A 24,113-nucleotide genomic window follows, 5' to 3' on the forward strand; every position below is an offset into this window, starting at 1 on the left:
CGGGGCCCGGTCAGTACGTGAAGCGGGAGACCGTGCTCTGCAGCTCGGTCGACATCCGGGAGAGTTCGGCGGCGGAACGCTGGGCGTCCGCGACCGACTCGGCCGTGATCCGGGCGTTCTCCGCCACGTTGTCGATGCTGGCGCTGATCTGGCCGGTCGCGCTCGCCGCCTCGGCCACGTTGCGGTTCATCTCGGCCGTGGTCGCGGACTGCTCCTCGACCGCGGACGCGATCGTGGTGGTGTAGTCGTTGATCCGGCCGATGACCTCCGCGATCTCCTGGATCGCGGTCACCGCCTGGTTGCTGTCGGCCTGGATCGCCTCGACCCGGCGGGAGATGTCCTCGGTGGCCCGCGCGGTCTCCTGCGCCAGGTCCTTGACCTCGGTCGCGACGACCGCGAAGCCCTTGCCGGCCTCGCCGGCCCGCGCCGCCTCGATGGTGGCGTTGAGCGCCAGCAGGTTGGTCTGCTCCGCGATCGCGGTGATCACCTTGATCACGTCGCCGATCTGGCGGGACGACTCGCCGAGCGTGGCGATGGTCTGGTTGGTGGACTCCGCCACCGCGACCGCCTGCCCGGCGACCTCGGCCGCGTTGTTGGCGCTCTGCGCGATCTCGCCGATCGCGGCGCCCATCTCCTCGGAGCCGGCCGCGACCGTGGTCACGCCCTGGGACACCTCCTCGGACGCGGCCGAGACGACCTTGGCCTGGGTGGAGGCCTCCTCCGCGTTCTTGGCGATCTGGTTCGCGATGACCGAGGTCTCCTCGGCGGCGGCGGCCAGGCTCTGCGAGGCCGCGCCGACGGACGAGACCACCTCGCGCGTCTGCCGGAGCGCGCGGACCAGCGCGGCCGCCATCTGGCCGACCTCGTCCCGGCCGTGCACGTCCGGCTCGTCCGTGAGGTCACCCTCGGCCATCCGGGTCAGCGAGCGGTTGACCCGGGCCAGCGGGCCGACGATCTGCCGGGCCACCCAGATGCCGAGCGCGAGCGCGAGCAGCACGCCGACGACGCCGACGATCAGCAGCGTCTCCTTGCCGGTGGCCGCGGTCGCGGCACCGTCGTCGGCGCGTGACTTGGCCTGCGCGGCCTCGGCCGCGTTCTCCGTCTCGATGGCGTCGGCGGCGAGGGTCATCTCCGGCAGGAAGACGGTGCGGTAGTCCGCGAAGAACTGCCCGGTCTGTCCCCGCTCGGCCAGCGGGATCAGCTGGTTCTCCGCGATGCCGACCAGCTTCTCGTAGCTGGCGTCGAACGTCGGCATGGCGTCCGGGTCCACCGCGTGCGGCGCGTACTCGGCGGCGCCGGCCTCGATCCGGCTCTCCCGGTCGTCGATCTCGCCGCGCAGCGTCGTCCGGGTCGCCGCGTCGGCGCCGCCGTACTCCAGCACCCGGGCGCGCCAGGCCTGGATGTCGCGTTGCAGCGACGAGAGGACGGTCAACGGTGCGACGTTGTCCGTGTAGAGCTGCTCGTTCTTGTCCGCCAGCGAGTCGAGTTGCACGAAGCCGGTCACACCGATCACCCCGGCGGCCACCGAGGCCACGGCCACGGCCGAGAGGATCTTCGCGTTCACACCCCGGTCGGTGAAGAAGCGCGCCGGACCGCCCCGCCGGGCGGCCGAGGAGGCCTCACTGCTCATCTGTCATCCCCCGAATCAGAACCGGACGCAACCGGACTGCAACCGGCTAATCGACCGGTCGGCACGAGGTCTTATGTTTTTGCCCCATCGGGCACCGCTTTTTACCGCCCGCCGAGCACCGGCGTGGTGTGGATCAGATGCTCCAGGCCGGTCCCGGCCCGGCGGAGCGGTCACGGCATGTCGAAGATGAGGCAGGTCGACGTGCCGTGGGCGAGCAGCCGGCCGGCCGCGTCGGTGAGCCGCGACTCGGCGAGCGCGGTCCGGCGGCCGCGGTTGAGCACCGTGCCCTCGCAGCGCACCCGGCCGGTCGCGACGGTGACCGGCCGGACGAACTTCACGTTCAGGTCCAGCGAGGTGTAGCCGACGCCGGCCGGCAGCGTGGTGTGCACCGCGCACGCGGCCGCGGTGTCCAGCAGCGTCGAGATGACACCGCCGTGCACCGAGCCGAGCGGGTTGTAGTGGAACTCCTGCGGCGTCAACTCCAGGCCGACCCAGCCCTCCTTCGCCTCCATGCCCGCGATCCCGACCGTGTGCATGATCGGCGGCGCCGGCACCTCGCCCGCCGCCATCGCGCGGATCAGGTCGAGACCGCTGCGGCGGCCGAGGTGAGCGGCGATCGCCGCGGGATCCGTCCAGCCGTACGTGCGGCTGCGCTGCGTCTCGTCCATGGCGAAAGCCTGCCAGCCGCGACCGCCGCACCGCGAGACCCGGCGGAACCGAAAATCAGCCGGCGGTACGGACACCGCCCGCGCGCGTCCGGCCGGGCGATCCGGACCGCATAACCGGCACGGTCCCCGGGCATACAGTGCGGCGTGTCGATCACCGGGCCGCTGCGCATCACCGTCTACCGCAACCTCTGGCTCGCGGTGCTGGTCAGTAACGTCGGCCTCTGGATGCAGACGGTCGGCGCCCAGTGGCTGCTGGTCGGCGAGCCGAACGCGTCCACGCTGGTCTCGCTGGTGCAGACCGCCAGCCTGATGCCGGTCTTCCTGCTCGCGCTGCCGGCCGGCGCGCTCGCCGACAGCCTCGACCGGCGCCGCCTGCTGCTCACCGTGCAGACCGCGCTCGCGCTGATCGGCGGCGCGCTGACGCTGGTCACCGCGCTCGGCGACGTACCGCCGGCGCTGCTGCTGGCGTTCACGTTCGCGCTCGGCGCCGGCCAGGCGCTGACGCTGCCGGCGTGGCAGGCGACCATCCCCGACCTGGTGCCGCGGGACCAGCTCGTCTCCGCGTCCGCGCTCGGCTCGATCAGCGTCAACGCGGCCCGCGCGATCGGGCCGGCCGTCGCCGGGCTGCTCATCGCGCAGGCCGGCGCCGCCGTCGTCTTCGGTGTCAACGCGCTCACGTTCGTGCTGTTCGCCGTCGTGCTCGCGGCCTGGCGCCCACCCGCCGGCACCGCGCCGCACACGCCGGAACCCTTCACCTCCGCGGTACGGGCCGGCAGCCGCTACGTACGGCACTCCCCGGTGGTCCGCCGCATCCTGCTCCGCGCGGTCCTGTTCATCGCGCCCGGCAACGCGCTCTGGGCGCTGCTGCCGCTGGTCGCCAGCCAGCGACTGGGTTTCGGCTCCGGCGGGTACGGCCTGATGCTCGCGGTGCTCGGCGCCGGCGCGGTCGCGGGCGCGTTCCTGCTCGCCCCGATCCGCGACCGGGTCTCCAACAACCAGATGCTGCTCGCCGCCGGCGTCGTCTACGCGGCCGTGCTCGCGGTCCTCGGCCTGGTCCGGACGCCTGCGGTCGTCATGCTCGCGCTGCTGCCCGCCGGCCTGGCGTGGGTCGCGGTGCTGTCGACGATAAACGCGTCCATGCAGCTCTTCCTGCCCGGCTGGGTCCGGGCCCGCGGTCTGTCGATCTACCAGATCGTCGTCGCCGCGGCCCAGGCGCTGCCGGCGCTGGCCTGGGGCCTGCTCGCGGACCTGACCAGCCTGCCGGTCGCGCTGACCGCGGCGGCCGGCCTGATGCTGGCCGGCACGCTCACGCTGCGTCTCTGGGCGTTGATCGACACCCGGGACATGGACCGCGCGCCCGCGGTCTTCTGGCCGGAACCGCACCTGACCCTGGAGCCGGATCCGCGCGTCGGCCCGGTGCTGGTCTCGGTGCGCTACCAGGTCACGGCGGAGAACACGCCCGCGTTCATCACCGCGATGGACGCGGTCCGCCGGTCCGTCCAGCGGACCGGGGCCTACCGGTGGGGGCTCTTCCAGGACGGCGCCGGCGCCGGCACGTTCGTCGAGGTGTACCTCGTGCCGTCCTGGGCGGAGCACCTCCGCCAGCACGAAGGGCGCCTCACCGGGGCGGACCGGGCGGCCGAGGAGCGCGCCCGCGCGCTGGCGGAGGGCGCGCCGGAGGTCAGCCACCTCTTCCCGGCCGGCGCCCGGCCGGGCGGTTCGTAGGCGCACGCCGGCCGGCGGCCGATCACACCGCACCGGCCGGCGGTCGAGCACATCGCGTCGGCCGGCGGTCGATCAGGCCGCGTCGGCCGGCGGCCTGATTACGCCGCGCCGGCCGGCGGTCGATCACGCCAGCTGGCGGCCTGATCACGCCGCGCCGGCCGGCGGTCGATCGCGCCGGCCGGCGGCTGGTCACGCCGTCAGGAGCGCGCGGAGCGGCGCGTCAGGCCGTCAGGAGCGCGCGGAGCGGCGTGGCGGGGTGACCCGACAGCAGGGCGACGTCGGAGGTGACGGGGGAGAGCGCGCCGGAGGCGATCGCGGTGTAGGTGGAGATCCACGCGTCGAGCTGCCAGGGCGGCGCGCCGTAGTGGGCCCGGGACGCGTGGGCCTCGGCGAGCGACTCCGGGTGGTAGCTGACCGGGCGGCCGGTGTGCGCGGTCAACAGCGCGGCCACGTCGGCCAGGCCGACGGCCTCCGGGCCGGTCAGGTGATAGGTGCGGTCGCGGTGGGCGGCCGGGGAGCGCAGCACGGCCGCGGCGCAGTCCGCCACGTCCACGCGGGCGACGGCGGAGACCCGGCCGTCGCCGGCCGGGCCGCGGATCACGCCGTCCGGGCCGGCCAGCGTGAGCAGGAAGTCGGCGTAGAGGTTGTCGCGGAGCGCGGTCCAGGCCAGGCCGGAGGCGCGCAGGTGCTCCTCGGTGGCGTGGTGGTCGCGGGCCAGCGTGAACTCCGCGTCGGCGGCCGCGCCGAAGAACGAGATGTAGACCAGGTGGCGTACGCCGGCGGCGACGGCCGCGTCGATGAACGCGCGGTGCTGGTCCAGGCGGTCGGCGGACTCGGCCGCGGAGACCATCAGCGCGACCTCGGTGCCGCGCAGCGCGCGGACCACGGCGTCGTGGTCGCCGTACGAGGCGGCCGCGACGGTCGCGTGCGGCAGCGACGGGGCACGCGACGGCGTGCGGGCGATCAGGCGCAGGGGGTGGCCGGCTTCGGCGAGGCGGTGGGCGACGGCACCGCCGAGGTGACCGGTCACGCCGGTCACCGCAATCTCGATCATGACCGGATTGTGTCACTCCGGGTCGTCGGCGGCACGCTCCCGGCGTACCCGCGGCGGGTCGGTCGTGGTCTCCTCGCGGGGGCCGCGCATCGGGTCGAAGAACGCGTCCTCGGCCGACTCCGGCGGCCGGCGGAACCAGGCGCGGGCGCTCGGCGTGCTGACCAGCGCGGCGTAGATGAGCGGCCAGCCGAGCGAGGGCATGCCGGCCAGCACGGTCTCCTGGGCCATCCGGACCATGGCCAGGGCGGCGCCGACGCCGCAGAGCACCAGCAGCAGGACGCGGCCCCAGCCGTGACCGCGGAGGACGGCCCAGGCCAGCAGCAGATAGAGCGCGCCGTACGGCACCAGCGACCACGGCGGCAGGAGGCTGCCCATCCGGTCGCCGGACAGTCCATATCCGAGCGTCAGCACGCCACCGGCGCAGAGCAGCACGGATGCCGCCAGGACCGCGGCCGGCGGAAGACCGCGACGCATGACCATGCGCGGATCTAACCATGAGTATCGTTCGCGAATCAGTCATCGGCCCGCCGGCCTGGTGTCGTTCATCCGAACGGGGCGGTGCTCGTCGCGCTCCGCGTAACGGGCCGTGACTGAGGATCATGGAAGTGGGCGGCGGAGGAAGCCGGCGGCGACCAGGGCGTGCATCGCGCCGAGCGGGAGCCGGGTGACCGCGTCCATCTCGCCGCCGAGCGGTGCGAACGAGATCGGCGGCACCGGCGTCGCCACGACGGTCCGGACCGGCGCGCCGCGAACGGCTGGTCCGGGTCGATCGCCGCGAGGTCCGCGTGCACCCGCGTCCGGGCAGCGAAAAGCCCTGCCGCGACGGGACGCGTGCGGCAGGGCGTCGGGGGAGGCTACTTGTGGTTCAGGCCCCGCATCAGCGCGAGAACGGCCCGGTTGAGCGGCACGTCCACGCCGTGGCGGTCGCCGAGCCGGACGATGGCGCCGGTGATCAGCTCGTGCTCGGTGGCGCGCCCGGCGGCCCGGTCGTAGTGCATCGACGTGCCGTCCTCCGGCGCGAACTCGTCGTAGACCTGCAGCGTGCGGGTCACGTCGTCCGCGGTCAGCGCCGCGCCCTCGGCGATGCCCACCCGGACCGCCTCGCGCAGCAGCCCGCGGGTCAGCTCGCGTACCGACTCGTCCTGCTGGATCACGACCATGCGCTGCATGGTGAGCGCGGTGATCGGGTTCGCGGCCGCGTTCGTCAGCAGCTTGCGCCAGGCCGCGGTGCGGAAGTCCGCGACCAGCTCCACCGCGAGGCCGGAACCGGCCATCAGCGCGGCGAAGCGCTCACCGGGAAGCGAGCCGGTGCTGGCCACCGGACCGGTCGAGCGCGTGTCGGCCGCCGGGGTGGCCGAGCCGGTGCCGGCCGTGAACGCCGACGCGAAGCCGGTCAGCGACTCGGCGCTGGCGGTGTCCGGGCAGCCCTGCACCGTGAGGCGCGCGCCCCGGCGGTGCAGCACGTGACCGCGGTCGAGCAGCTCCGCGGCCACGTAGACCAGCGCGGGCAGCACCGTGGTGCCGGCCGGGAGGAGGGGGCCGACGCGCTCCGCGTGGTCGACGCCGTTCTGCAGCACCACCACCGTGGTGTCCGGGCCGACCAGCCCGTCGAACCAGACGGCGGCACCGGCGACGTCCTGTGCCTTGGTGGCGAGCAGCACCCAGTCGGCCGGCTCCGCCTCGCCCGGATCGACCAGCACGGGTACGTCCAGCTCGCGTGTGCGATCGGTGCGCTCGACGAGCAGCCGTTCCGGCCGGGTGCGCGCGCAGAGCACGACGTCGTGACCGGCGTCGTGCGCCGCCTCCGCGACTACCAGGCCGACCGCGCCGGCACCGATCACCGCGACGCGGGTTTGTCTCGTGGACATGAACCTGCCTCCCGAAGAAAGTGAGAAGATCTTCTCACTTGGGAGTGTGACGTGGCCACTTTGCGATCTCGTTACGGGGAGGTGCCAAGCGCGGGCGATACAATCCCGGACATGTCGCTGCCAACTGGACGCCGGGCCGCGCCGGCCCTCGGAGTGACCGAGGACGACGATCGCCCCCGGCGCAGCGACGCACGGCTCCGCCGCTCCGCGCTGCTGACCGCGGTGGGCGAGCTGATCGCCGAGCGCGGGACCGAGTTTCCGCTGGCCGAGGCGGCCGAGCGGGCCGGCATCTCGACCGCCACCGCGTACCGGAACTTCTCCGACACGGGCAGCGCGGTCGATGCGTACTTCGCGGATCTGATGGGTGATCTGCTCGAGGCGTTCGACGGGTTGCCGGTCGGCGACGACCCGCTCGGGGACATCCGTGTTCTGTGTCACGAGTGGGTGGCGCAGGCCACCCGCTGGGGCGCCGCCGCGGTCCACATGCGCTCGCCGCGCGGCCTGCTGGCCCGGCGGAACATGGAGGACCCGTTCATCGGCGCGCTCTACGACCGGCTGGCGCGGCTGGTGGAGACCGCGATGACCCGCGGGCGGCTGCCGCAGCAGGACGTCCGGTTCGCGGTGCTGATGTGGGTGACGATCTTCGACGAGCGGGTGGTGATCGACCTCACCACCACGCTCGGCTGGAGCGAGCGGACCGCGGCCGACCACCTCACCGAGGCGCTGCTGCGCACGTTCGGCGTGCCGCCCGCGATCATCCCGCAGGCGATCTACGGCTGAGCGTGCGAAAGGCCCGGCCGGGCGGCCGGGCCTTTCGGTCGATCGGTCACCGCGGGGGCGAACCCCCGGGAACGAACGTCACTCCGGGAACGCGCCCGGGGGGACGTCGCTGGTGCTGGCGTTGCCGCCGGCCGTCGCCTCGAGACTGATCTCCCAGATCGTGTACTGGCTGTTCGTCGTCTCGTAGGTGATCGCCTCGTCGAACTTGCTGAAGTCGCAGTCCCGGTTGAACCGCGTCCCGTCGAAGTCCGACCCGCTGGTCACGTAGATCGTGTACGCGCCGTCGTGGATCGAGCTGGCCGTGAAGTTGCCCTTCGCCTGGACGTAGAACGAGACCTCCGGGCGCGTCTGGCCGTTCTTCACCAGATTGATCAGCGCGTCGTGGTCACCGCCGTTCTCGACCTTCAGCTCACCGAGGCCACCCTGGATGCGCCGGTAGTAGTTGCCGTTCGGGGGACGCCGGTTCTCCTCCTTGAGTGCCTTCGGCATCCAGCCGCCGACCTTCAGGTCCGCCGCGCTCAGCGCGGTCGCCGCGTCCCGCAGGTCCGCGCCGCCGTCCGACCGGGAGACCAGGTTGACCGCCGAGGAGCCGGTGCACAGCGCCGAACCCTCCGCGGAGAGGCTGGTGTCCAGCACGTCCGTGCTCAGCGCGTTCAGCGCGTCGACCAGCAGCGTGTGCTCGTCCGCCACCTCCTCCGGCGGCGTCACCCGGGCCAGCTCGTCGGCCTGCAGGCCGAGCATCTCGCCCAGGTCGTCCGCGGCCGAGGAGAGCGCGTCCGGCTTCGTGGTCCGGTTCATCGCGTCCCAGGCCGGCTGCACGTCGGCGTCCAGCGCGGACAGCATCGCCTGGTACTGCGCGGTGGTCATCGCGACCGCCGCCTGGCTGGTCGCGGGCGCGGCGCCACCGCCGTCGCCGGTCGGGTCCGGGTCCGGTTCGCCGCTGTTGAGCACCCACGGCACGGCGACCGCACCGGCGCAGAGCAGCACCACGAGCACGGCCGCGCCGACGATCAGGCCGGTGCTGCGCTTCGGCTTCTGCTGCGGCGGGGCGGCGAAGCCACCCGGGGCGCCGAGCGGGTACGCGCCGGGCTGCCCCCACGCGGGCGCGCCACCGGACTGCGGCGGCTGACCCCAGCCCGGAGCGCCGGAGGCCGGCACGCCGGACGTCGGGTAACCCGCGGCACCCGCGCCGGAGACCGGGTAGCCGGGCGTACCGGGCGGCGGGTAGCCCGGCGTTCCGGCGGCGTTCGGGTAACCGGGGGTGCCGGGCACCGGGGGGTATCCCGGGGCGCCGGAAGCGGGCTGACCGGGTGCGCCGGACACGGGCGGGTACCCGGGCGCGCCGGACACCGGCGGGTAGCCGCCGGCCGGGGCACCGGAGACCGGCGGGTAACCGGGCGTGCCGGGCGCGGGCGGGTAGGCCGGCGACGGGCCGCCGGAGACCGGCGGGTAGCCGGGCGTGCCGGGCGCGGGCGGGTAGGCCGGCGACGGGGCACCGGACACCGGCGGGTAACCGCCGGCCGGTACGCCGGAGACCGGCGTGCCCGGCGCGGGCGGGTAGGACTGCGACGCGGCGCCGGGAGCCGGCTGGTAACCCGGCCCGGGCGTGGGCGGGTACGCCGTCGACGGCGCGCCCGACGTCGGCGGGACGCCGGCCGACTCGGACGCGGTGCCCTCCGGCATCGTGTAGCCCGGCGGCGTGGCGTCGGCCGCGGCGGGAGCCGGGGTCGCGTCCGAGGGCACGTGCTGGGTGGTCTCCGCGTTGAACGGCGGGGTGGCCGGCTGGGCGCCGGTGTCGCCGGAACGCGCGCTCGCGGCCGCGGCCGCTCCGGCCGCTCCCGCCGCTCCGGCCGCCACGACGCCCGGGACGACGCCCGGGTCGGTCCGGTCGGCGTCCGAAGCCTTCGTCTCCGCCGCGCCGGGGACCGGGATCGCGGTCGTCCGGTCCTCGTCCGCGGCGGTCGTGGCCGCCGGGCTCGCATCGGCCGGCCCGGCCGGTGTGGCGCCGGCCGGGATGGTGTCGGTGCGGTCGTCGTCGGCCCCGGTCGCCGGGTTGCCGCCGGTGGCGGCGCCGGTCGGGATGACCGTGGTCCGGTCCTCGTCGGCGGCGGCCGGTGCGGTCTCGGCGGCGGAACCGGCCGGCGTGGCCGTGGCGGGGTCCGCACCGGCGCCGGCGGGCGTGCCACCGGCCGGGATGACGTCGGTGCGGTCGTCGTCGGAGCCGCTCGCCGGTGTCTCGCCGGCGGCGGCCGGCAGGGCGACGCCGGCGGCGGGGATCGCGGCCGTCCGGTCGTCGTCCGCGGCGCTGGACGGGGTCTCGCCCGGGGCCGGGTTGCCGGCGGGGATCGCGGCCGTCCGGTCGTCGGTGGACGACGGGGTGCCGGCCGGGATGACCGCGGTCCGGTCACCGTCCGGGGCCGAGGTGGAGTCGGAGGCCGGGGCCGAGGTGGAGTCGGAGGCCGGGGAGGGCGTGGTGGCGGGGGCCGGGGGAGTGCCGGTGGAGATGACCGTCGTGCGGTCCTCGTCGGCCGGGGCCGGCGGGGTGGTCGCGAAGACCGTGGTCCGCTCGTCCGCGTCGCTGTCCGGCGCCGGGATGACCGCGGTCCGGTCCTGGCCGGCCGGCAGCACCGTGGTCTTCTCGTCGTCGCCGGGGACCGCGATCGGCGTCGTCTCGTCGTACGGCGTCGGCAGCGGGATGACCGAGGTCGGCTCGTCGGCCGAATCGCCGGAGGTGACCGTGATGTGGATGGTGAGTTCCGGCGGCCCGTCCGTGGACGTGGCGTCGTTGCGCGGAAGCCGGAGTATCGCGCCGTCGCCGATGCCCGCCGGCAGGTTGATCGCGATGAGCCGCCCGTCCGGCGGCAGCGCGATGGTCTTCGTCGTGCCCGAAGCCGCTTCCGCGGCCGACAGCTCGACCGTAACGATGTCGGACGCGCCGTTGGGCGGTCCGCTCCCCGAATCCCGTGCCATCACTGGATTATGCAAGTGCGTGTCACGCCCGCCCCGAGCAGGGAGACGCCCGAAGAGCCCCGGTTACGAGCCGGAACGGCCATATGTCGGTGATTGCCCGGCTGGCCCGTTCGCGACGACGGCGCAGGTACATCGATCACCAAAGGTCAGCCACGGTCCACTTAGAGTGAATTCACGGATGGCGAATTGCGTCGAGGGTGCGGCGGACGGCGGTGATTCGTCGCTATTGGGGAATTAGTCCGGGTCGGTGGCGCCGGTTGTCAACTGTCGGGAACGCGATAGTGCGGCACAGAACTTCGGCGCCGGGAAAAACGTCCCGCAAAATAGTGTCGGTCCGGGTGCAACCGTTGTCCACTCAGGAGCGAGATGGATAGCGTGACCTCTTCCGTACGTAACGCTCGACGCGTGACCGCCACCGTTCTGCGATCCCCCGCGGTCCGGGAGATCTCGCTCGCCGTCGGTGTCGCGGTGGCGCTGACCCTGGGCTGGCTGCTGATCCTGCCGCACGTGTGGTCGTCCGGCGGTGACGCGCTGCATTACCTGAGGCTGGCGGAGAACCCGCGGGCCCAGGTCCACACGCCGTACACGTACCGCATGCTCATGCCGCTGCTGGCGAACGAGATCGGCGGCCGGTACCACTACCGCGAGGCCTACCGGCTGCTGAACGTGATCGCGCTGGTGGCCGGCGGCGTCGCGGCCTATCTGCTGACCCGGAAGCTCGGCGGCCCGCGCGGCGCCGCCTATGTCGCGATGGCCGGCCTGCTCAGCCTGCCCGGGTGGCTCTTCTACCTCTACCAGCCGTACCTGATCGACCCGGCCGCGATGGCGTTGCTGGCCTGGTCGATGCTGGCGGCGGTGTCCGGCTGGACGGCCGTGCTGCCGTTGCTGCTGGTCGCGGCCGCGCTGGCCCGGGAGACGGTGATCTCGTTCGCGGTGCCGCTCTACATGATCTTCCGTGAGAAGTGGATCGACTGGCGGGCCGCGATCCGCGTGGCGCTGGTGATCGTCCCGGGCGTGCTGGCCACCACGGCCGTGCAGGCGAAGCCCACGCACGGCTGGCCGAGCCAGGAGCTGCTGATCCGGGCCGGTGTGCGGATCGTCGGGATGAAGCTCGAGGAGCAGGGCGTCGTGGCCGCGCTCGGCATCGCGGTCGGCACGTCGCTCGGCGTGTGGTGGGCGCTCGGGCTCTACGGCTTCCGGCACGCCGGCCCGCTCGGCTGGCTGGTGGTCCCGGTCCTGGCGCAGTTCGTGGTCGGCGGTGACTGGGGCCGCTTCTGCCTCTACCTGTTCCCCGCGCTGGTCCCGGCCGGTGCGATCGCGCTCTGGCGGCACCCGCGCCGCGCGATCCTGATCGGCCTGGTGGTGGTCCAGGGCCTGCTGGTGTTCCTGGACCTCGCGATCGAGGGGCATCCGAAGATCAACAGCTTCACGCCCTCGGCGTACGCCAGCCTGGTCCTCATCCCGGTCACGGCCGCCGTGCTGCTGCTGCCCACCCGCCGCTCCCGGCCCGCCGCCGTCGCGGTGGGGCCGCGCCCGGACGGGCCACCGCACCAGCCGCCGCAGCGCCCGGCGCACCAGCCGCCGCACCAGCCGGCGGATCGGGACCGCGCGGTCCGGCCGGACTCCCCGGGGTCAGACGAGCGCGGGAGCGCGGCGCAGGCAGACGTCCAGCGGGCCGCGGACGGCCCGCAGGTCGGGGCCGACCGCGGTGGCGAGGATCGCGGGACCGGGGAGCGGCATCACGGCGGCGGTGTCACCGACCGGTGAGGCCGGTGGCGGTCCGCCGTCCGCCCAGGCCGGATCGACGACGACGAGCGAGCCGGTCGCCCGGCCACCGCGGAGCACGCCGGGCGCGGCCGCGCCGGACCGGCCAGGTGCGGCCGCGCCGGACCAGCCGAGCACGGCCGCGCCGGACCAGCCGGGCGCGGCCGGGCCGACCGAGAGGTCGTGGCGGTAGAGCGTGCGGCCGGCGTAGCGGACGGTGGTGTGCAGGCGGACGTCGCCGGCGGGCTCGCCGTGGCGGCCGCAGACCAGCTCGTCGCGCCAGACCAGCGCGCCACCGTCCGCGACGTCGACCACGGTGACCGCGTCGTGGTCGCAGCCGGCCGCGCCGATCAGCGGCTCGGGCAGCCAGTGCAGCACGCCGCCGGCCGCGACCGTGGCGTGCGTCTCGACCAGCGAGGTGTCCGCCCGGCCGTGCGCGTGCGGCGTGGGCAGCGCGATCGAGGCCGCGACCGTGCGGACCACCAGCGACGCGCCGGGCTCGACGGTGATCTCGACGCGCAGGCGGTCGCCGCCGAGCGGCCCGGCCGCACCACCGACCAGGTGCACCTCCGCGGGTACGCCCGGCTGCCGGGCCCCGGTCCGGCGGACCAGCAGCGGTGGCTCGCCGGCCAGCGTGGGCAGGCCGGTGCCGCCCCGGCCGTCCGGCACCGCCACGATCCGCGCGGTGGCCCGCATCAGCCGGCCGCCGTCCGGCCGCGCACCGGGGCGGCGGCCGGCCGGGCCGGTACGGTGCCGCCGCGCGTACCGCCGGAGCGGGTGGTCACGGAGCGACCGCGGCGCGGGCGGCGACCCGGGCGCGGACCCAGTCCGCCACCTGTGAGGCGCCCCGGTCCTCGGCGATCGACTGGAAGATCGTCGGCAGGTCGCCGCGGCGGGCGCGGGCGTCCCGGTCCATCACGGCCAGGTCCGCACCGACCAGCGGCGCCAGGTCGGTCTTGTTGATCACGAGCAGGTCCGCGGTGGTGACGCCCGGGCCGCCCTTGCGCGGGACCTTGTCGCCGCCGGCCACGTCGACCACGAAGATCTGCACGTCGATCAGGCCCTTGCTGAACGTGGCGGTGAGGTTGTCGCCGCCGCTCTCCACCAGGATCAGGTCGAGCGGGCCGAGCGCGGCCTCCAGGTCCTCGACCGCGTCCAGGTTCGCGGAGATGTCGTCGCGGATGGCGGTGTGCGGGCAGCAGCCGGTCTCCACGGCACGCACGTGCGAGGCCGGGAGCACGCCGTTGCGCAGCAGGAAGTCGGCGTCCTCGGTGGTGTAGATGTCGTTGGTGACGACGGCGAGCCGCAGTTCCTCGCCGAGCGACCGGCACAGCGCGGCGACCAGCGCGGTCTTGCCGGAGCCGACCGGACCGCCGATGCCGACCCGCAGCGCGCGGGCGCCCGGGTGCGGTGGCGTGTGCGGGTCGGGGCCGGCGTCCATCGGTCCGTGACCGTGGGGCATCGAGCCGTCGGTGTCGTTATGAGGCAAAGAGACGCACCTCCCAGGTGGCGTGGTGTTCGGCGCCGATGTCCAGCAGCGGCGCACCGTCGGCCGGCAGCTCGTCGACGGGTTTGTCCAGGTGGGTCAGAGCGGTGGCCGCGACCGCGTCGCAGTCCGCGGCCAGCCGGGCCAGCAGCGCGTGCACGCCGTACGGGTCCAGGCCGAGCAGCCGGACGGCCGCGCTCGCCGGGCCGCTGACCGTGCCGTAGGCGGCCGCCACCGCGGCGTGCTCCGGGGCGAGCCCGGCCGCGGCCGCGATCACCCCGAACGCGACCGGCTGGTGCACGTCCGGCCGGTGCGGGGCCGGCACCGGCCACATCGCCCGGCCGGCCCGCAGCAACGCGCGGCCCTGCGCGCGCGACGCGGTGCGCAGCGCCGGCGACGGCGTCCGGGCGTCGAGCCCGGCGTCGAGGTCCTCCCACGCGGCGGTACCGGCACAGGCCGCGGCCGCGAACGTCGCCGCCACCAGGCCGCCGGTGGCCAGCCGGCCGGTCAGGAAGCCCGCCAGGTCGTCGACCGAGCGCACCCGGCCGGCGCTGACCTGCGCCTCCAGGCCGGACGAGTGCGCGTGCCCGCCCGCCGGGAGCCGCCCGTCCGCGAGGACGAGCAGCGTGGCGAGCGAGCCGGAGCCGGCCATCAGAACAGGAAGTAACGCTGGGTCATCGGCAGCGAGTCGACCGGTTCCGGCTCGACCACGTCGCCGTCGATGCGGACCGTGAACGTGTCCGGCTCCACCTCGATCCGCGGCGTGGCGTCGTTCAGCGGCAGGTCGGCCTTGCCCACGCGCCGGGTGCTCGCGACCGGGACCAGGCGGCGCCGGACGTCGAGCCGGTCCGCCAGCCCGTCCTCGATCGCGGCCTCGGCCACGAACGCGAGGCTGGTGGCGGCCGGCGCGTTGCCGTACGCGCCGAACATCGGCCGGGGCAGCATCGGCTGCGGCGTCGGGATGGACGCGTTCGCGTCGCCCATCTGCGCCCAGGCGATCATCCCGCCCTTGATCACCAGGGCGGGGCGGACGCCGAAGAACGCCGGGTCCCAGAGCACCAGGTCGGCGAGCTTGCCGGGCTCGACCGAGCCCACCTCGCGGTCGATCCCGTGCGCGACGGCCGGGGCGATCGTGTACTTGGCCACGTACCGCCGCGCCCGGAGGTTGTCCTTGCCGCCGTCGCCGGGGAGGCTGCCGCGCCGCGCCTTCATCACGTGCGCGGTCTGCCAGGTCCGCATGATCACTTCGCCGACCCGGCCCATCGCCTGCGAGTCCGAGCCGATCATCGAGATCGCGCCCAGGTCGTGCAGCACGTCCTCGGCGGCCATCGTGGTCGGGCGGATCCGGCTCTCCGCGAACGCCAGGTCCTCCGGGATCGACGGCTTCAGGTGGTGGCAGACCATCAGCATGTCGATGTGCTCGGCGAGCGTGTTGCGGGTGTACGGCCGGGTCGGGTTCGTCGACGAGGGCAGCACGTGCGGCTCGGACGCGACCGTGATGATGTCCGGCGCGTGCCCACCGCCCGCACCCTCCGTGTGGTAGGCGTGGATCGACCGGCCACCGATCGCGGCGAGCGTGCTCTGCACGTACCCGGCCTCGTTGAGCGTGTCCGTGTGGATCGCGGCCTGCACGCCGGACGCGTCGCACACCCGCAGGCAGGCGTCGATCGCGGCGGGCGTGGTGCCCCAGTCCTCGTGCAGCTTGAAGCCGCCGGCGCCGCCGCGCAGCTGCTCCCACATGGACTCCTCGGAGACCGTGTTGCCCTTGCCGAGCAGCAGCACGTTCACCGGCCAGACGTCCAGCGCCTCGAACATCCGGGACAGGTACCACGCGTTCGGCGTGACCGTGGTGGCCTTGGTGCCCTCGGCCGGGCCGGTGCCGCCACCCATGATCGTGGTGATGCCGGAGGCGATCGCCTCCTCCAGGATGCCCGGCGCGATCAGGTGCACGTGACTGTCGATCGCGCCCGCGGTCAGGATCCTGCCGTTGCCCGCGATGACCTCGGTGCCCGGGCCGATCACCAGGTCCGGGTGCACGCCGTCCATGGTGTCCGGGTTGCCGGCCTTGCCGAGCGCGACGATCCGGCCGTCCAGGACGCCGACGTCGGCCTTGACGACGCCCCAGTGGTCGAGCACCACCGCGCCGGTGATGACGGTGTCCAGCGCCTTCTCCGCGCGGGTGGCCAGCGACTGGCCCATCGACTCGCGGATGACCTTGCCACCGCCGAAGACGGCCTCGTCGCCGCCGCCGCTCCGGTCCTCCTCGACCTCGATCAGGAGGTCGGTGTCGGCCAGCCGGATGCGGTCACCGGTCGTGGGGCCGTAGAGCGCGGCGTACCGCCGCCTGTCGATCCTCATGGGGTCCCGTCCTTGTCGAGCGGGCCGGCGGCCTCGCCGCGGAGGCCGGGCACGATCCGGCGGCCGCCGAGCGGCACCAGGTCGACCTCGCGCGGCACGCCCGGCTCGAAGCGCATCGACGTGCCCGCCGGCACCGCCAGCCGGTGCCCCCACGCGGCCCGCCGGTCGAACTCCAGCGCCGGGTTCGCCTCCGCGAAGTGGTAGTGCGAACCCACCTGGATCGGCCGGTCACCGGTGTTCGCCACCGGCAGCGTCAGCACCGGCCGGCCGGCGTTGATCTCGATCTCCCCGTCACCGGGCAGGATCTCTCCGGGAATCACGCTGGCCCTCCTACGGGATCGGCTCGTGCACGGTGACGAGCTTCGTGCCGTCCGGGAACGTCGCCTCGATCTGCACCTCGGCCAGCATCTCCGGCACGCCCTCCAGGACGTCCTCCCGGGTGAGCACGGTCCGCCCGGTCTCCATCAGCTCGGCCACGGTCCGGCCGTCCCGCGCCGCCTCCAGGATGTAGGCCGTGATGATCGCGGTCGCCTCCGGATGGTTCAGGCGCAGGCCGCGCGCCCGGCGCTTCTGCGCCACGTCCGCGGCGACGTGGATGAGCAGCCGATCCTGCTCGTGGCGGCTGAGGAACAAGAGTCCGACCTCCGTCTCTGCTGCGGGCCCCGATGCTGGCACCGGCACGTTTCATCCCGGTTAAGGCCCACGCTGCGTCGATCACCACGCTACCGGCGACCGCGCCGCCCGGGGCCCCCGACGACGAACGCCACCAGCCTGGGTGGGGTGCACCCTGGCTCGGCCGCCGTGCCCGCCGCAGGGTGGAGGAGCAACCGGAACAGACGACCAAGGGGGTACGCCGTGGGCGTGCGAATCTTCACCGGCGCCACGATCTGCATGCCGGATCCGGTGGCCGGGCTCGACCTGCGCGTCGAGGACGGCCGGATCACCGCGGTCGGACCGGGACTGGCGGCCGGCGGCGCGGCGGTCACCGAGCTCCGCGGCCGGATGATCGCGCCGCTGTTCGCCGGCCCGCTGGCCGTCGGCAACCCGGCCACGTTCGCGGTGCTGCGGGCCGGGCCACCGGAGATGGCGGTGCTGTGGCCGCGGGACGCCACGTTCGTCGTCGACGGCGTGACCGTTCCGGCGGTCGACACCGCGCCGGGCCCGTCCTCGTCGCCGCACCTCGGCACCTGGATCGACTCGACCGGCTACATCCACCAGCACCTCACGGCGGACGGCCGCTACGACGAGACGCGCGGCGGGCGCCCGCACGCCTACCGGGGCGCGTTCCGGATCTACGACGACCACATCGTGTACCGCGACGACCTGGGCTTCTGGGCCTACGGCCGGTTCGACGGCGGCGTGCTGCACCACGCCGGCTACACGTTCACCCGAAAGGACTCCTGAGCATGGCGATGCTGTTCACCGGCGGCGCGGTCGTCACCATGGACCCCGCGCTCGGCGACCTCGCGCGCGGCGACGTGCTGGTCGCCGGGACGGAGATCGTCGCGGTCGGGCCGGACCTGCGTGCTCACCCGGACGCGCGGGACGCGGAGGTGGTCGACACGCGCGGCGCGATCGTGGCGCCCGGGTTCGTGGACACCCACCGGCACGCGTGGCAGGCGCAGATGCGGCGCACCATCCCGGACGTCGGCGACCTGGGCGAGTACCTGTCGTCCACGCTGGCCGGCGTCGCGCCGGCCTACACGCCGCACGACATGTACGTGGGCACCCGGCTCGCGGCGCTGTCCGCGCTGGACGCGGGGATCACCACGATGCTCGACTTCTCGCACAACTCGCGGTCCGCGGCGCACTCCGACGCGGCGATCCGCGGCCTCGCGTCGACCGGCATCCGCGGCGTGCACGCGTCGATGGGACCGCACTTCGGGGCGTGGGACCGGCAGTGGCCGGCCGACCTGAGCCGGCTGCGCGCGTCGCTGCCGGACGGCGGCCTGATCACGCTGCGGCTGGCCGCGCTCGCCACCGACATCGTCGGCCCGGACCTGGCCTACGGCCCGTCGCTCGCGGCCGTCGCCCGGGACCTGGACGTTCCGGTCAGCATCGACGCGGTGTTCGGCGCGGCGTCCTCGGCCGCGATCCTGGACTGGGCGAAGCGAGACCTGCTCGGGCCCGGCGTGGAGCTGATCCACGCGACCGGCCTGACGCCGGACGCGTGGCGGGCGATCGGCGCGACCGGCGCGACGATCTCGCTGGCCCCCAGCTCGGACACGCAGATCGGGCTGGAGACCGCGATCCCGGCGGTGGACGAGGCGCTGGCCGCGGGCGTGCGCCCGGGCCTGAGCGTCGACGTGGAGGTGGCGCTGGCGAGCGACATGTTCACCCAGATGCGGGTGCTGCTGGCGGTGCAGCGCATGCGCGCGGTCACCCGGCCGGAGACCCGGATCACCACCCGTGACGTGCTCGGCTTCGCCACCGTCGACGGCGCGCGCACGATCGGCCTGGGCGCGGTGACCGGTGCGCTCGCCCCGGGCCGGCAGGCGGACCTGATCGTGGTGGACGCGGAGGCGGTCAACACGATGCCGCTCAACGACGCGGTCGGCACGCTCGTGCTCGGCGCCGATCCGCGGAACATCTCGACGGTGCTGGTCGCGGGCGTGGTCCGCAAGTCCGGCGGCCGGCTGACCGGCGTCGACCTCGACGCGCTCCGGCGCGAGGTCACCGCGTCCCGCGACGCCGTGCGCGACGCCGTCGCCCACTGAGCCACGTGCGCGGGTGACCCGGCCGGGGACGGTCCCGGCCGGGTCACCCGAGGGCTCAGTCCTCGCTGGACGGTGACTTCGTCGTCCTCGGTGCCGGCGGCAGTTGCGGGCTGGCGGCCGAGCCGGACCGGAACGAGATCTTCTCGCTCGGCGCCGGGAAGTCCTTGACCGGCTGGCCCTTGAGCGCGTCGTGCAGCAGCGTGCCGATCGACCGGATCACCTGGTCCTGGGCGGCCAGGCCGACGATGTCGGTGGGGTTGTCCGGGTTGGCCGCGATGCCGGCGATGGCCAGCTGCGGCGTGAACGCGATGAACGACTCGGTGGCGTAGTTGTCCGAGCTGCCGGACTTGCCGGAGACCGGGCGGCCGACCAGTCCGCTCAACTCCGGGGACGTGCCGTTCGGGCAGCTGCCGAACGTGGGCTGCTGACCGACCACGCAGCGGCCGGCGTCGGTCGCGGCCCGCGCCACGTCCTTGTCCAGCTCCTGCCGGCACTCCGGCTTCGCGACCGTGGCGGCGGCGTCGCTGACCGCGCCGGTGGAGTCGGTGATCGACACGACCGGGGTCGGCTTGCAGTACTTGCCGTCCGCCGCGAGCGTGGCGTACGCGTTCGCCATGTCCAGCGGCGTGGTCGCGGAGACGCCGAGCGTGAACGCGCCCCAGCCGCTCGGCTTGGCGGCCAGGTCGGCGTCCTGCTGGTTGCGGAACTGGATGCCGAGCCGCTTGGCCATCTCCACGGCCTTGGTGACGCCGACCTCCTGCTGCAGCTTGATGAAGTACGTGTTCGACGACTTGCCGAACCCGGTCCACATGTTCTGGTAGCCGTCCTGGTACGTCTTGTCCGCGTTGCTCGGGCACCAGAACCCGCCGCACGCGGTCGGGCCGCCGTCCGAGTAGATCGTCCGGAACGGTGACCGGGTGACGTATCCGGCGTCCAGCGGGAAGCCGTTCTCCAGCGCGGCCAGCAGCACGAACAGCTTGAACGTGGAGCCGAACTGGTACCCGGCCGAGTCGTCGCTGCCGGCGACGAACTGGTTGACCGTGTTCGGGTAGTTGCCGCCGCCGGGGTTCGGCTCGATGCTGAAGAACCGGTTGATGGCCAGCGCCTTGACCTTGCCGGTGCCGGGCTCGACCGCGGCCAGCGGCGCGGCCTTCGGGTCGTCGTGGTCGTAGATGCGGACCGACTCGGCCGCGGCCTGGTCCTGCAGCTTCGGGTCCATCGACGTGACGATCCGCAGGCCGCCCTTCTTCAGCAGCTCCTCACGGTCCTCCGGCGTGGGGCCGAACTCCTCCTGCTGCTTCCACCAGGACAGGAAGTAGTCGCAGAAGAAGCCCCAGCTGTTGTGCGTGCGGGGCACGGCGGTGCAGTTGCTGGTGGCGGCGGTCGGCTTGAGGCCGAGCGGCTCGGCGACAGCCTTGTCCGCCTCCTCGCGGGTGATCGCGCCGGTGCCGACCATCGCGTTGAGCACGTAGTTCCGCCGGCCGAGCGCCTGGTCCTCCGGGTTGTTCACCGGGTCGTACGCGTAGGGCGACTTCACCAGCCCGGCGATCATCGCGGCCTGGCCCAGCGTGAGCTTGTCCGGCGTGGTGGAGAAGTACGCGCGGGCGGCCGCGGAGACGCCGTACGCCTTGTTGCCGAAGAACGCGATGTTGAGGTAGCGGCGGAGGATCTCCTCCTTGTCGTTCAGCTCCTTCTCCAGCGTGATCGCGTACCGGATCTCCTGGAGCTTGCGGCCGGTGCTGACCTCGGTCGCGGCCTCGCGCTCCTCGTCCGTGGCGGTCTCGTCGTTCTTCAGCACGTTCCGGACGTACTGCATGGTCAGCGTGGACGCGCCGGAGACCTCACCGCCCCGGCTGTTGGAGACGAACGCGCGCACCAGGCCCTTGAGGTCCATGCCGCCGTGCTCGTAGAAGCGGGTGTCCTCGGCCGCGACGATCGCGTCCTTCATCACCTTCGCGATGTCGTCGCTGCCGACGTCGGTGCGGTTCTCCTCCCAGAACTGGGTGATCTGGGTCTTGCCGTCGTTGGCGTAGATGTAGGACGCCTGCGGGGTCGGCGGCACCTGGAGATCGCTGGGCAGGTCCTCGAACGAGTCACCGGCCAGCTTCGCCGCCATGCCGACGCCGGCGCTCACCGGCAGCGTGGCGCCCGCGACGACGCCACCGACGATCGCGCCGAGCAGCACCAGGGCCAGCACCTTGCGGCCGACGGCCAGCGGTGAGCGCGGTGCGGCGGGGGTGGCCTTCTCCGCGCCCGGGACCAGCGGTGCGGTCACGTCTCCCTGTGGATCTGTCACGAGTTAAAGATGGTTTTCACCGGCGATCGGTTGCACCGCCGTCCGAGATTCCTTCGGCTTCGGTGCCGCCCGAAACATGAAGCGGCAGGCCTGAGAGAATGCGAAGCTGACGACACCTGACGCAACGACGAGGAGTTCACTGTCGTGATCCGTACTCATGACGCCGGCAGCCTGCGCGCGACGGACGCCGGCGCGACCGTGACGCTGGCCGGCTGGGTGGCCCGCCGCCGCGACCACGGCGGGGTCATCTTCGTGGATCTCCGCGACGGCTCCGGCGTGGTGCAGGTGGTGTTCCGCGAGGACATGGACGCGGCGCACGCGCTGCGCAACGAGTACTGCGTGAAGGTGGTCGGCGAGGTCGCGGCGCGGCCCGCGGGCAACGAGAACCCGGAGCTGCCGACCGGCGCGATCGAGGTGATCGTGTCCGAGCTGGAGGTGCTGTCCGAGGCGGCGCCGCTGCCGATCCCGGTCGACGACGACGTGAACGCGGGCGACGACATCCGGCTCCGCTACCGCTACCTGGACCTGCGTCGCTCCGGTCCGGCCACGGCGATCCGGCTGCGCTCGAAGGCGTCGCAGATCGCCCGGACCGTGCTGCACGAGCGCGACTTCCTGGAGATCGAGACGCCGACGCTGACCCGGTCCACGCCGGAGGGCGCGCGCGACTTCCTGGTGCCGGTCCGCCTGCAGCCGGGCAGCTGGTACGCGCTGCCCCAGTCCCCGCAGCTGTTCAAGCAGCTGCTGATGGTCGGCGGCATGGAGCGGTACTACCAGATCGCCCGCTGCTACCGCGACGAGGACTTCCGCGCGGACCGCCAGCCGGAGTTCACCCAGCTCGACATCGAGATGTCCTTCGTCACCCAGGAGGACGTGATCGACCTGGGTGAGGCGCTGGTCAAGGCGCTGTGGAAGGAGCTGGCCGGGCACGAGATCGCCGGCCCGATCCCGCACATCACCTACCTGGACGCGATGGCACGGTACGGCTCCGACAAGCCCGACCTGCGGTACGGCGTCGAGCTGACCGAGCTGACGGAATATCTGACCGGCACCGAGTTCCGGGTGTTCGCCGGCGCGATCGCGGCCGGTGGCTACGTCGGCGCGGTCGTCATGCCGGGCGGCGCGTCGCAGACCCGCAAGGAGCTGGACGGCTGGCAGGACTGGGCGAAGGCGCGCGGCGCCCGTGGCCTGGCCTACGTGGTGCTGGACGCGGAGACCGGCGAGCCGCGCGGCCCGGTCGCGAAGAACCTGTCCGAGGCGCACCTGGCCGGCCTGGCCGACGCGGTCGGCGCGAAGCCGGGCGACGCGATCTTCTTCGCCGCCGCCACCGAGAAGCGCGAGGCGCAGGAGCTGCTCGGCGCCGCGCGCGTCGAGATCGCGAAGCGGGCGAACCTGATCGACGAGTCCGCCTGGGCGTTCTGCTGGGTGGTCGACGCGCCGATGTTCGAGAAGACGGACGAGGGCGGCTGGACCGCCGTGCACCACCCGTTCACCTCGCCGAACGCGGAGTGGATCGACAACTTCGAGTCCGCGCCGGACCGGGCGCTGGCGTACGCGTACGACATCGTCTGCAACGGCAACGAGATCGGCGGCGGCTCCGTCCGTATCCACCGCGGCGACGTGCAGAGCCGGGTCTTCGACCTGCTCGGCATCTCCACCGAGGAGGCGCAGGACAAGTTCGGCTTCCTGCTGGAGGCGTTCAAGTACGGCCCGCCGCCGCACGCCGGCATCGCGTTCGGCTGGGACCGCGTCTGCATGCTGCTGGCCGGCGCCGACTCGATCCGCGAGGTCATCGCGTTCCCGAAGACCCGCGGCGGCTTCGACCCGCTGACCAGCGCGCCGACGCCGATCACCGCGCAGCAGCGCAAGGAGGCCGGCGTGGACTTCAAGCCCGCCCCGGCCACCGCGGGCACCGCCGGAGTGGCGGCGCCGGTCGAGAGCAAGTAGTTGACCTACCTGATCGTCGGCGCCGGGGGACACCTCGGCGGCGAGGTCGCCCGCCGCGCCCTGGAGCGGGGCCACCGGGTGACCGGGACGTACCACTCGGCGCCGGGGGAGATCTCCGGCGTCGGGTGGCGCCCGCTCGACATCCGCAACCGGGTGGCGGTCCGCGAGCTGTGCGCCGCGGTCCGCCCGTCCGTGGTGATCAACACCGCGGCCCGGTACGGCGACTGGGCGACCACCGCGGACGGCGCGGCCTCGGTCGCGCTGGCCGCCGCGGACGTCGGCGCCCGGCTGGTGCACCTGTCCACGGACGCGCTGCACGGCGGGCGCGCGGAGCCGTACGGCGACGACGAGGTGCCGTCACCGATCACGCCCTACGGCGCGTCGAAGGCCGCGGCCGAGACCGCGGTGCGGGCCCTGCACCCGGGAGCCGTGCTGGTCCGCACCTCGCTGATCATCGGGGACGAGCACAGCGCGCAGGTCCGGCTCTGCATCGACATGATCACCGGCCGGACGCCCGGCGTGCTGTTCACGGACGAGTTCCGCTGCCCGATCGGCGTCGAGGACCTCGCGGCCGCGGTGCTCGAGCTGGCCGGGAACGACGTCAGCGGCGTGCTCAACGTGGCCGGGCCGGACACCGTGACCCGGGCCGAGCTGGGCGAGCTGGTGGCGCGACGCTACGGGCTGGACCCGTTGCGGGTGCCGGTCGGCTCGCTGAACGGCATGCAGCGTCCCGCGCGCGTCGTCCTGGACTCGTCGAGGGCCGTGGCGCTGCTGACCACGCGCGTCCGCGGCGTACGTGAGCTGCTCGATCACCGTCCGGAGTGAAAAATATGGCCGTGTCGTGACATAGGAC

At 73.8% G+C, this 24,113-nt stretch carries 20 protein-coding genes; 6 read left to right on the top strand and 14 right to left on the bottom strand.

Translation table 11 applies throughout. The features are described 5' to 3' along the window. Positions 1-10 precede the first annotated feature (10 nt). Together J2S44_RS30100 and J2S44_RS30105 are read right to left on the bottom strand one after the other, a co-directional pair. Complete coding sequence (locus tag J2S44_RS30100) at positions 11-1,630, bottom strand: methyl-accepting chemotaxis protein (protein WP_310420769.1); 1,620 nt, start codon at positions 1,628-1,630, stop codon at positions 11-13. A 170-nt stretch (positions 1,631-1,800) separates the two neighbouring features. Continuing rightward, complete coding sequence (locus tag J2S44_RS30105; RefSeq protein ID WP_310420770.1) at positions 1,801-2,298, bottom strand: PaaI family thioesterase; 498 nt, start codon at positions 2,296-2,298, stop codon at positions 1,801-1,803. A gap of 144 nt (positions 2,299-2,442) precedes the next feature. Between J2S44_RS30105 and J2S44_RS30110 the strand changes: the two genes are divergently transcribed. Next, on the top strand, positions 2,443-4,023 hold the full coding sequence (locus tag J2S44_RS30110) for an MFS transporter (RefSeq protein WP_310420772.1): 1,581 nt from the start codon (positions 2,443-2,445) through the stop codon (positions 4,021-4,023). 220 nt (positions 4,024-4,243) lie between these two features. Here the strand turns inward: J2S44_RS30110 and J2S44_RS30115 are convergent, their stop codons facing one another. The 4 genes from J2S44_RS30115 to J2S44_RS30130 form a co-directional block, all read right to left on the bottom strand. Then, positions 4,244-5,077 (bottom strand): SDR family oxidoreductase, encoded by an 834-nt coding sequence (locus J2S44_RS30115; RefSeq protein ID WP_310420774.1) that lies wholly within the window; start codon positions 5,075-5,077, stop codon positions 4,244-4,246. 12 nt (positions 5,078-5,089) lie between these two features. Continuing rightward, a complete protein-coding gene (locus J2S44_RS30120) occupies positions 5,090-5,557 on the bottom strand; it encodes a hypothetical protein (protein ID WP_310420776.1) in 468 nt (155 codons plus the stop codon). Between the two features lie 117 nt (positions 5,558-5,674). Further along, positions 5,675-5,803, bottom strand: a complete 129-nt coding sequence (locus J2S44_RS30125; RefSeq protein ID WP_310420778.1) for a hypothetical protein — start codon at positions 5,801-5,803, stop codon at positions 5,675-5,677. 128 nt (positions 5,804-5,931) lie between these two features. Then, a complete protein-coding gene (locus tag J2S44_RS30130; protein ID WP_310420780.1) occupies positions 5,932-6,945 on the bottom strand; it encodes a 2-dehydropantoate 2-reductase in 1,014 nt (337 codons plus the stop codon). Between the two features lie 111 nt (positions 6,946-7,056). On the opposite strand from J2S44_RS30130, the gene J2S44_RS30135 reads away from it, so the two are divergent. Next, positions 7,057-7,725, top strand: coding sequence for a TetR/AcrR family transcriptional regulator (locus J2S44_RS30135; RefSeq protein WP_310420782.1), 669 nt, complete (start codon positions 7,057-7,059; stop codon positions 7,723-7,725). A 78-nt stretch (positions 7,726-7,803) separates the two neighbouring features. On the opposite strand, the gene J2S44_RS30140 is transcribed toward J2S44_RS30135, so the two are convergent. From J2S44_RS30140 to J2S44_RS30170, 7 genes are all read right to left on the bottom strand, one after another. Next, complete coding sequence (locus tag J2S44_RS30140) at positions 7,804-10,695, bottom strand: hypothetical protein (protein WP_310420784.1); 2,892 nt, start codon at positions 10,693-10,695, stop codon at positions 7,804-7,806. A 1,632-nt stretch (positions 10,696-12,327) separates the two neighbouring features. Continuing rightward, entirely contained in the window at positions 12,328-13,155 is an 828-nt protein-coding gene (locus tag J2S44_RS30145) for an urease accessory protein UreD (RefSeq protein WP_310420786.1), read from the bottom strand. An 85-nt stretch (positions 13,156-13,240) separates the two neighbouring features. Continuing rightward, positions 13,241-13,900, bottom strand: a complete 660-nt coding sequence (gene ureG, locus J2S44_RS30150; protein WP_310420788.1) for an urease accessory protein UreG — start codon at positions 13,898-13,900, stop codon at positions 13,241-13,243. A 37-nt stretch (positions 13,901-13,937) separates the two neighbouring features. Beyond that, on the bottom strand, positions 13,938-14,597 hold the full coding sequence (locus tag J2S44_RS30155) for an urease accessory protein UreF (protein WP_310420790.1): 660 nt from the start codon (positions 14,595-14,597) through the stop codon (positions 13,938-13,940). Beyond that, complete coding sequence (locus J2S44_RS30160) at positions 14,597-16,303, bottom strand: urease subunit alpha (protein ID WP_310420792.1); 1,707 nt, start codon at positions 16,301-16,303, stop codon at positions 14,597-14,599. The genes J2S44_RS30155 and J2S44_RS30160 overlap by 1 nt, the downstream gene beginning before the upstream one ends. Continuing rightward, positions 16,300-16,623, bottom strand: a complete 324-nt coding sequence (locus J2S44_RS30165; protein WP_310420794.1) for an urease subunit beta — start codon at positions 16,621-16,623, stop codon at positions 16,300-16,302. The genes J2S44_RS30160 and J2S44_RS30165 overlap by 4 nt, the downstream gene beginning before the upstream one ends. 10 nt (positions 16,624-16,633) lie before the next feature. Continuing rightward, positions 16,634-16,936, bottom strand: coding sequence for an urease subunit gamma (locus J2S44_RS30170; protein WP_310420796.1), 303 nt, complete (start codon positions 16,934-16,936; stop codon positions 16,634-16,636). 222 nt (positions 16,937-17,158) lie between these two features. Here J2S44_RS30170 and J2S44_RS30175 point away from each other — a divergent pair, with 222 nt between their 5' ends. Both J2S44_RS30175 and J2S44_RS30180 read left to right on the top strand, forming a co-directional pair. Next, positions 17,159-17,707 carry an Atu4866 domain-containing protein gene (locus J2S44_RS30175; protein WP_310420798.1) on the top strand — a complete coding sequence of 183 codons (549 nt, stop codon included), beginning with the start codon at positions 17,159-17,161 and terminating at the stop codon, positions 17,705-17,707. A 2-nt stretch (positions 17,708-17,709) separates the two neighbouring features. After that, complete coding sequence (locus J2S44_RS30180; protein WP_310420800.1) at positions 17,710-19,020, top strand: amidohydrolase family protein; 1,311 nt, start codon at positions 17,710-17,712, stop codon at positions 19,018-19,020. Between the two features lie 55 nt (positions 19,021-19,075). Here J2S44_RS30180 and J2S44_RS30185 read toward each other — a convergent pair whose 3' ends face one another. Beyond that, complete coding sequence (locus J2S44_RS30185; protein ID WP_374728033.1) at positions 19,076-21,295, bottom strand: transglycosylase domain-containing protein; 2,220 nt, start codon at positions 21,293-21,295, stop codon at positions 19,076-19,078. Positions 21,296-21,460: 165 nt separating this feature from the next. Between J2S44_RS30185 and aspS the strand changes: the two genes are divergently transcribed. Both aspS and J2S44_RS30195 read left to right on the top strand, forming a co-directional pair. Further along, a complete protein-coding gene (aspS, locus tag J2S44_RS30190) occupies positions 21,461-23,260 on the top strand; it encodes an aspartate--tRNA ligase (RefSeq protein WP_310420803.1) in 1,800 nt (599 codons plus the stop codon). Next, entirely contained in the window at positions 23,261-24,085 is an 825-nt protein-coding gene (locus tag J2S44_RS30195; RefSeq protein ID WP_310420805.1) for an SDR family oxidoreductase, read from the top strand. It abuts the gene before it with no gap. The last annotated feature ends 28 nt before the right edge of the window (positions 24,086-24,113 follow it).

It is taken from the genome of Catenuloplanes niger (assembly GCF_031458255.1).
Classification (GTDB): Bacteria; Actinomycetota; Actinomycetes; order Mycobacteriales; family Micromonosporaceae; genus Catenuloplanes; species Catenuloplanes niger.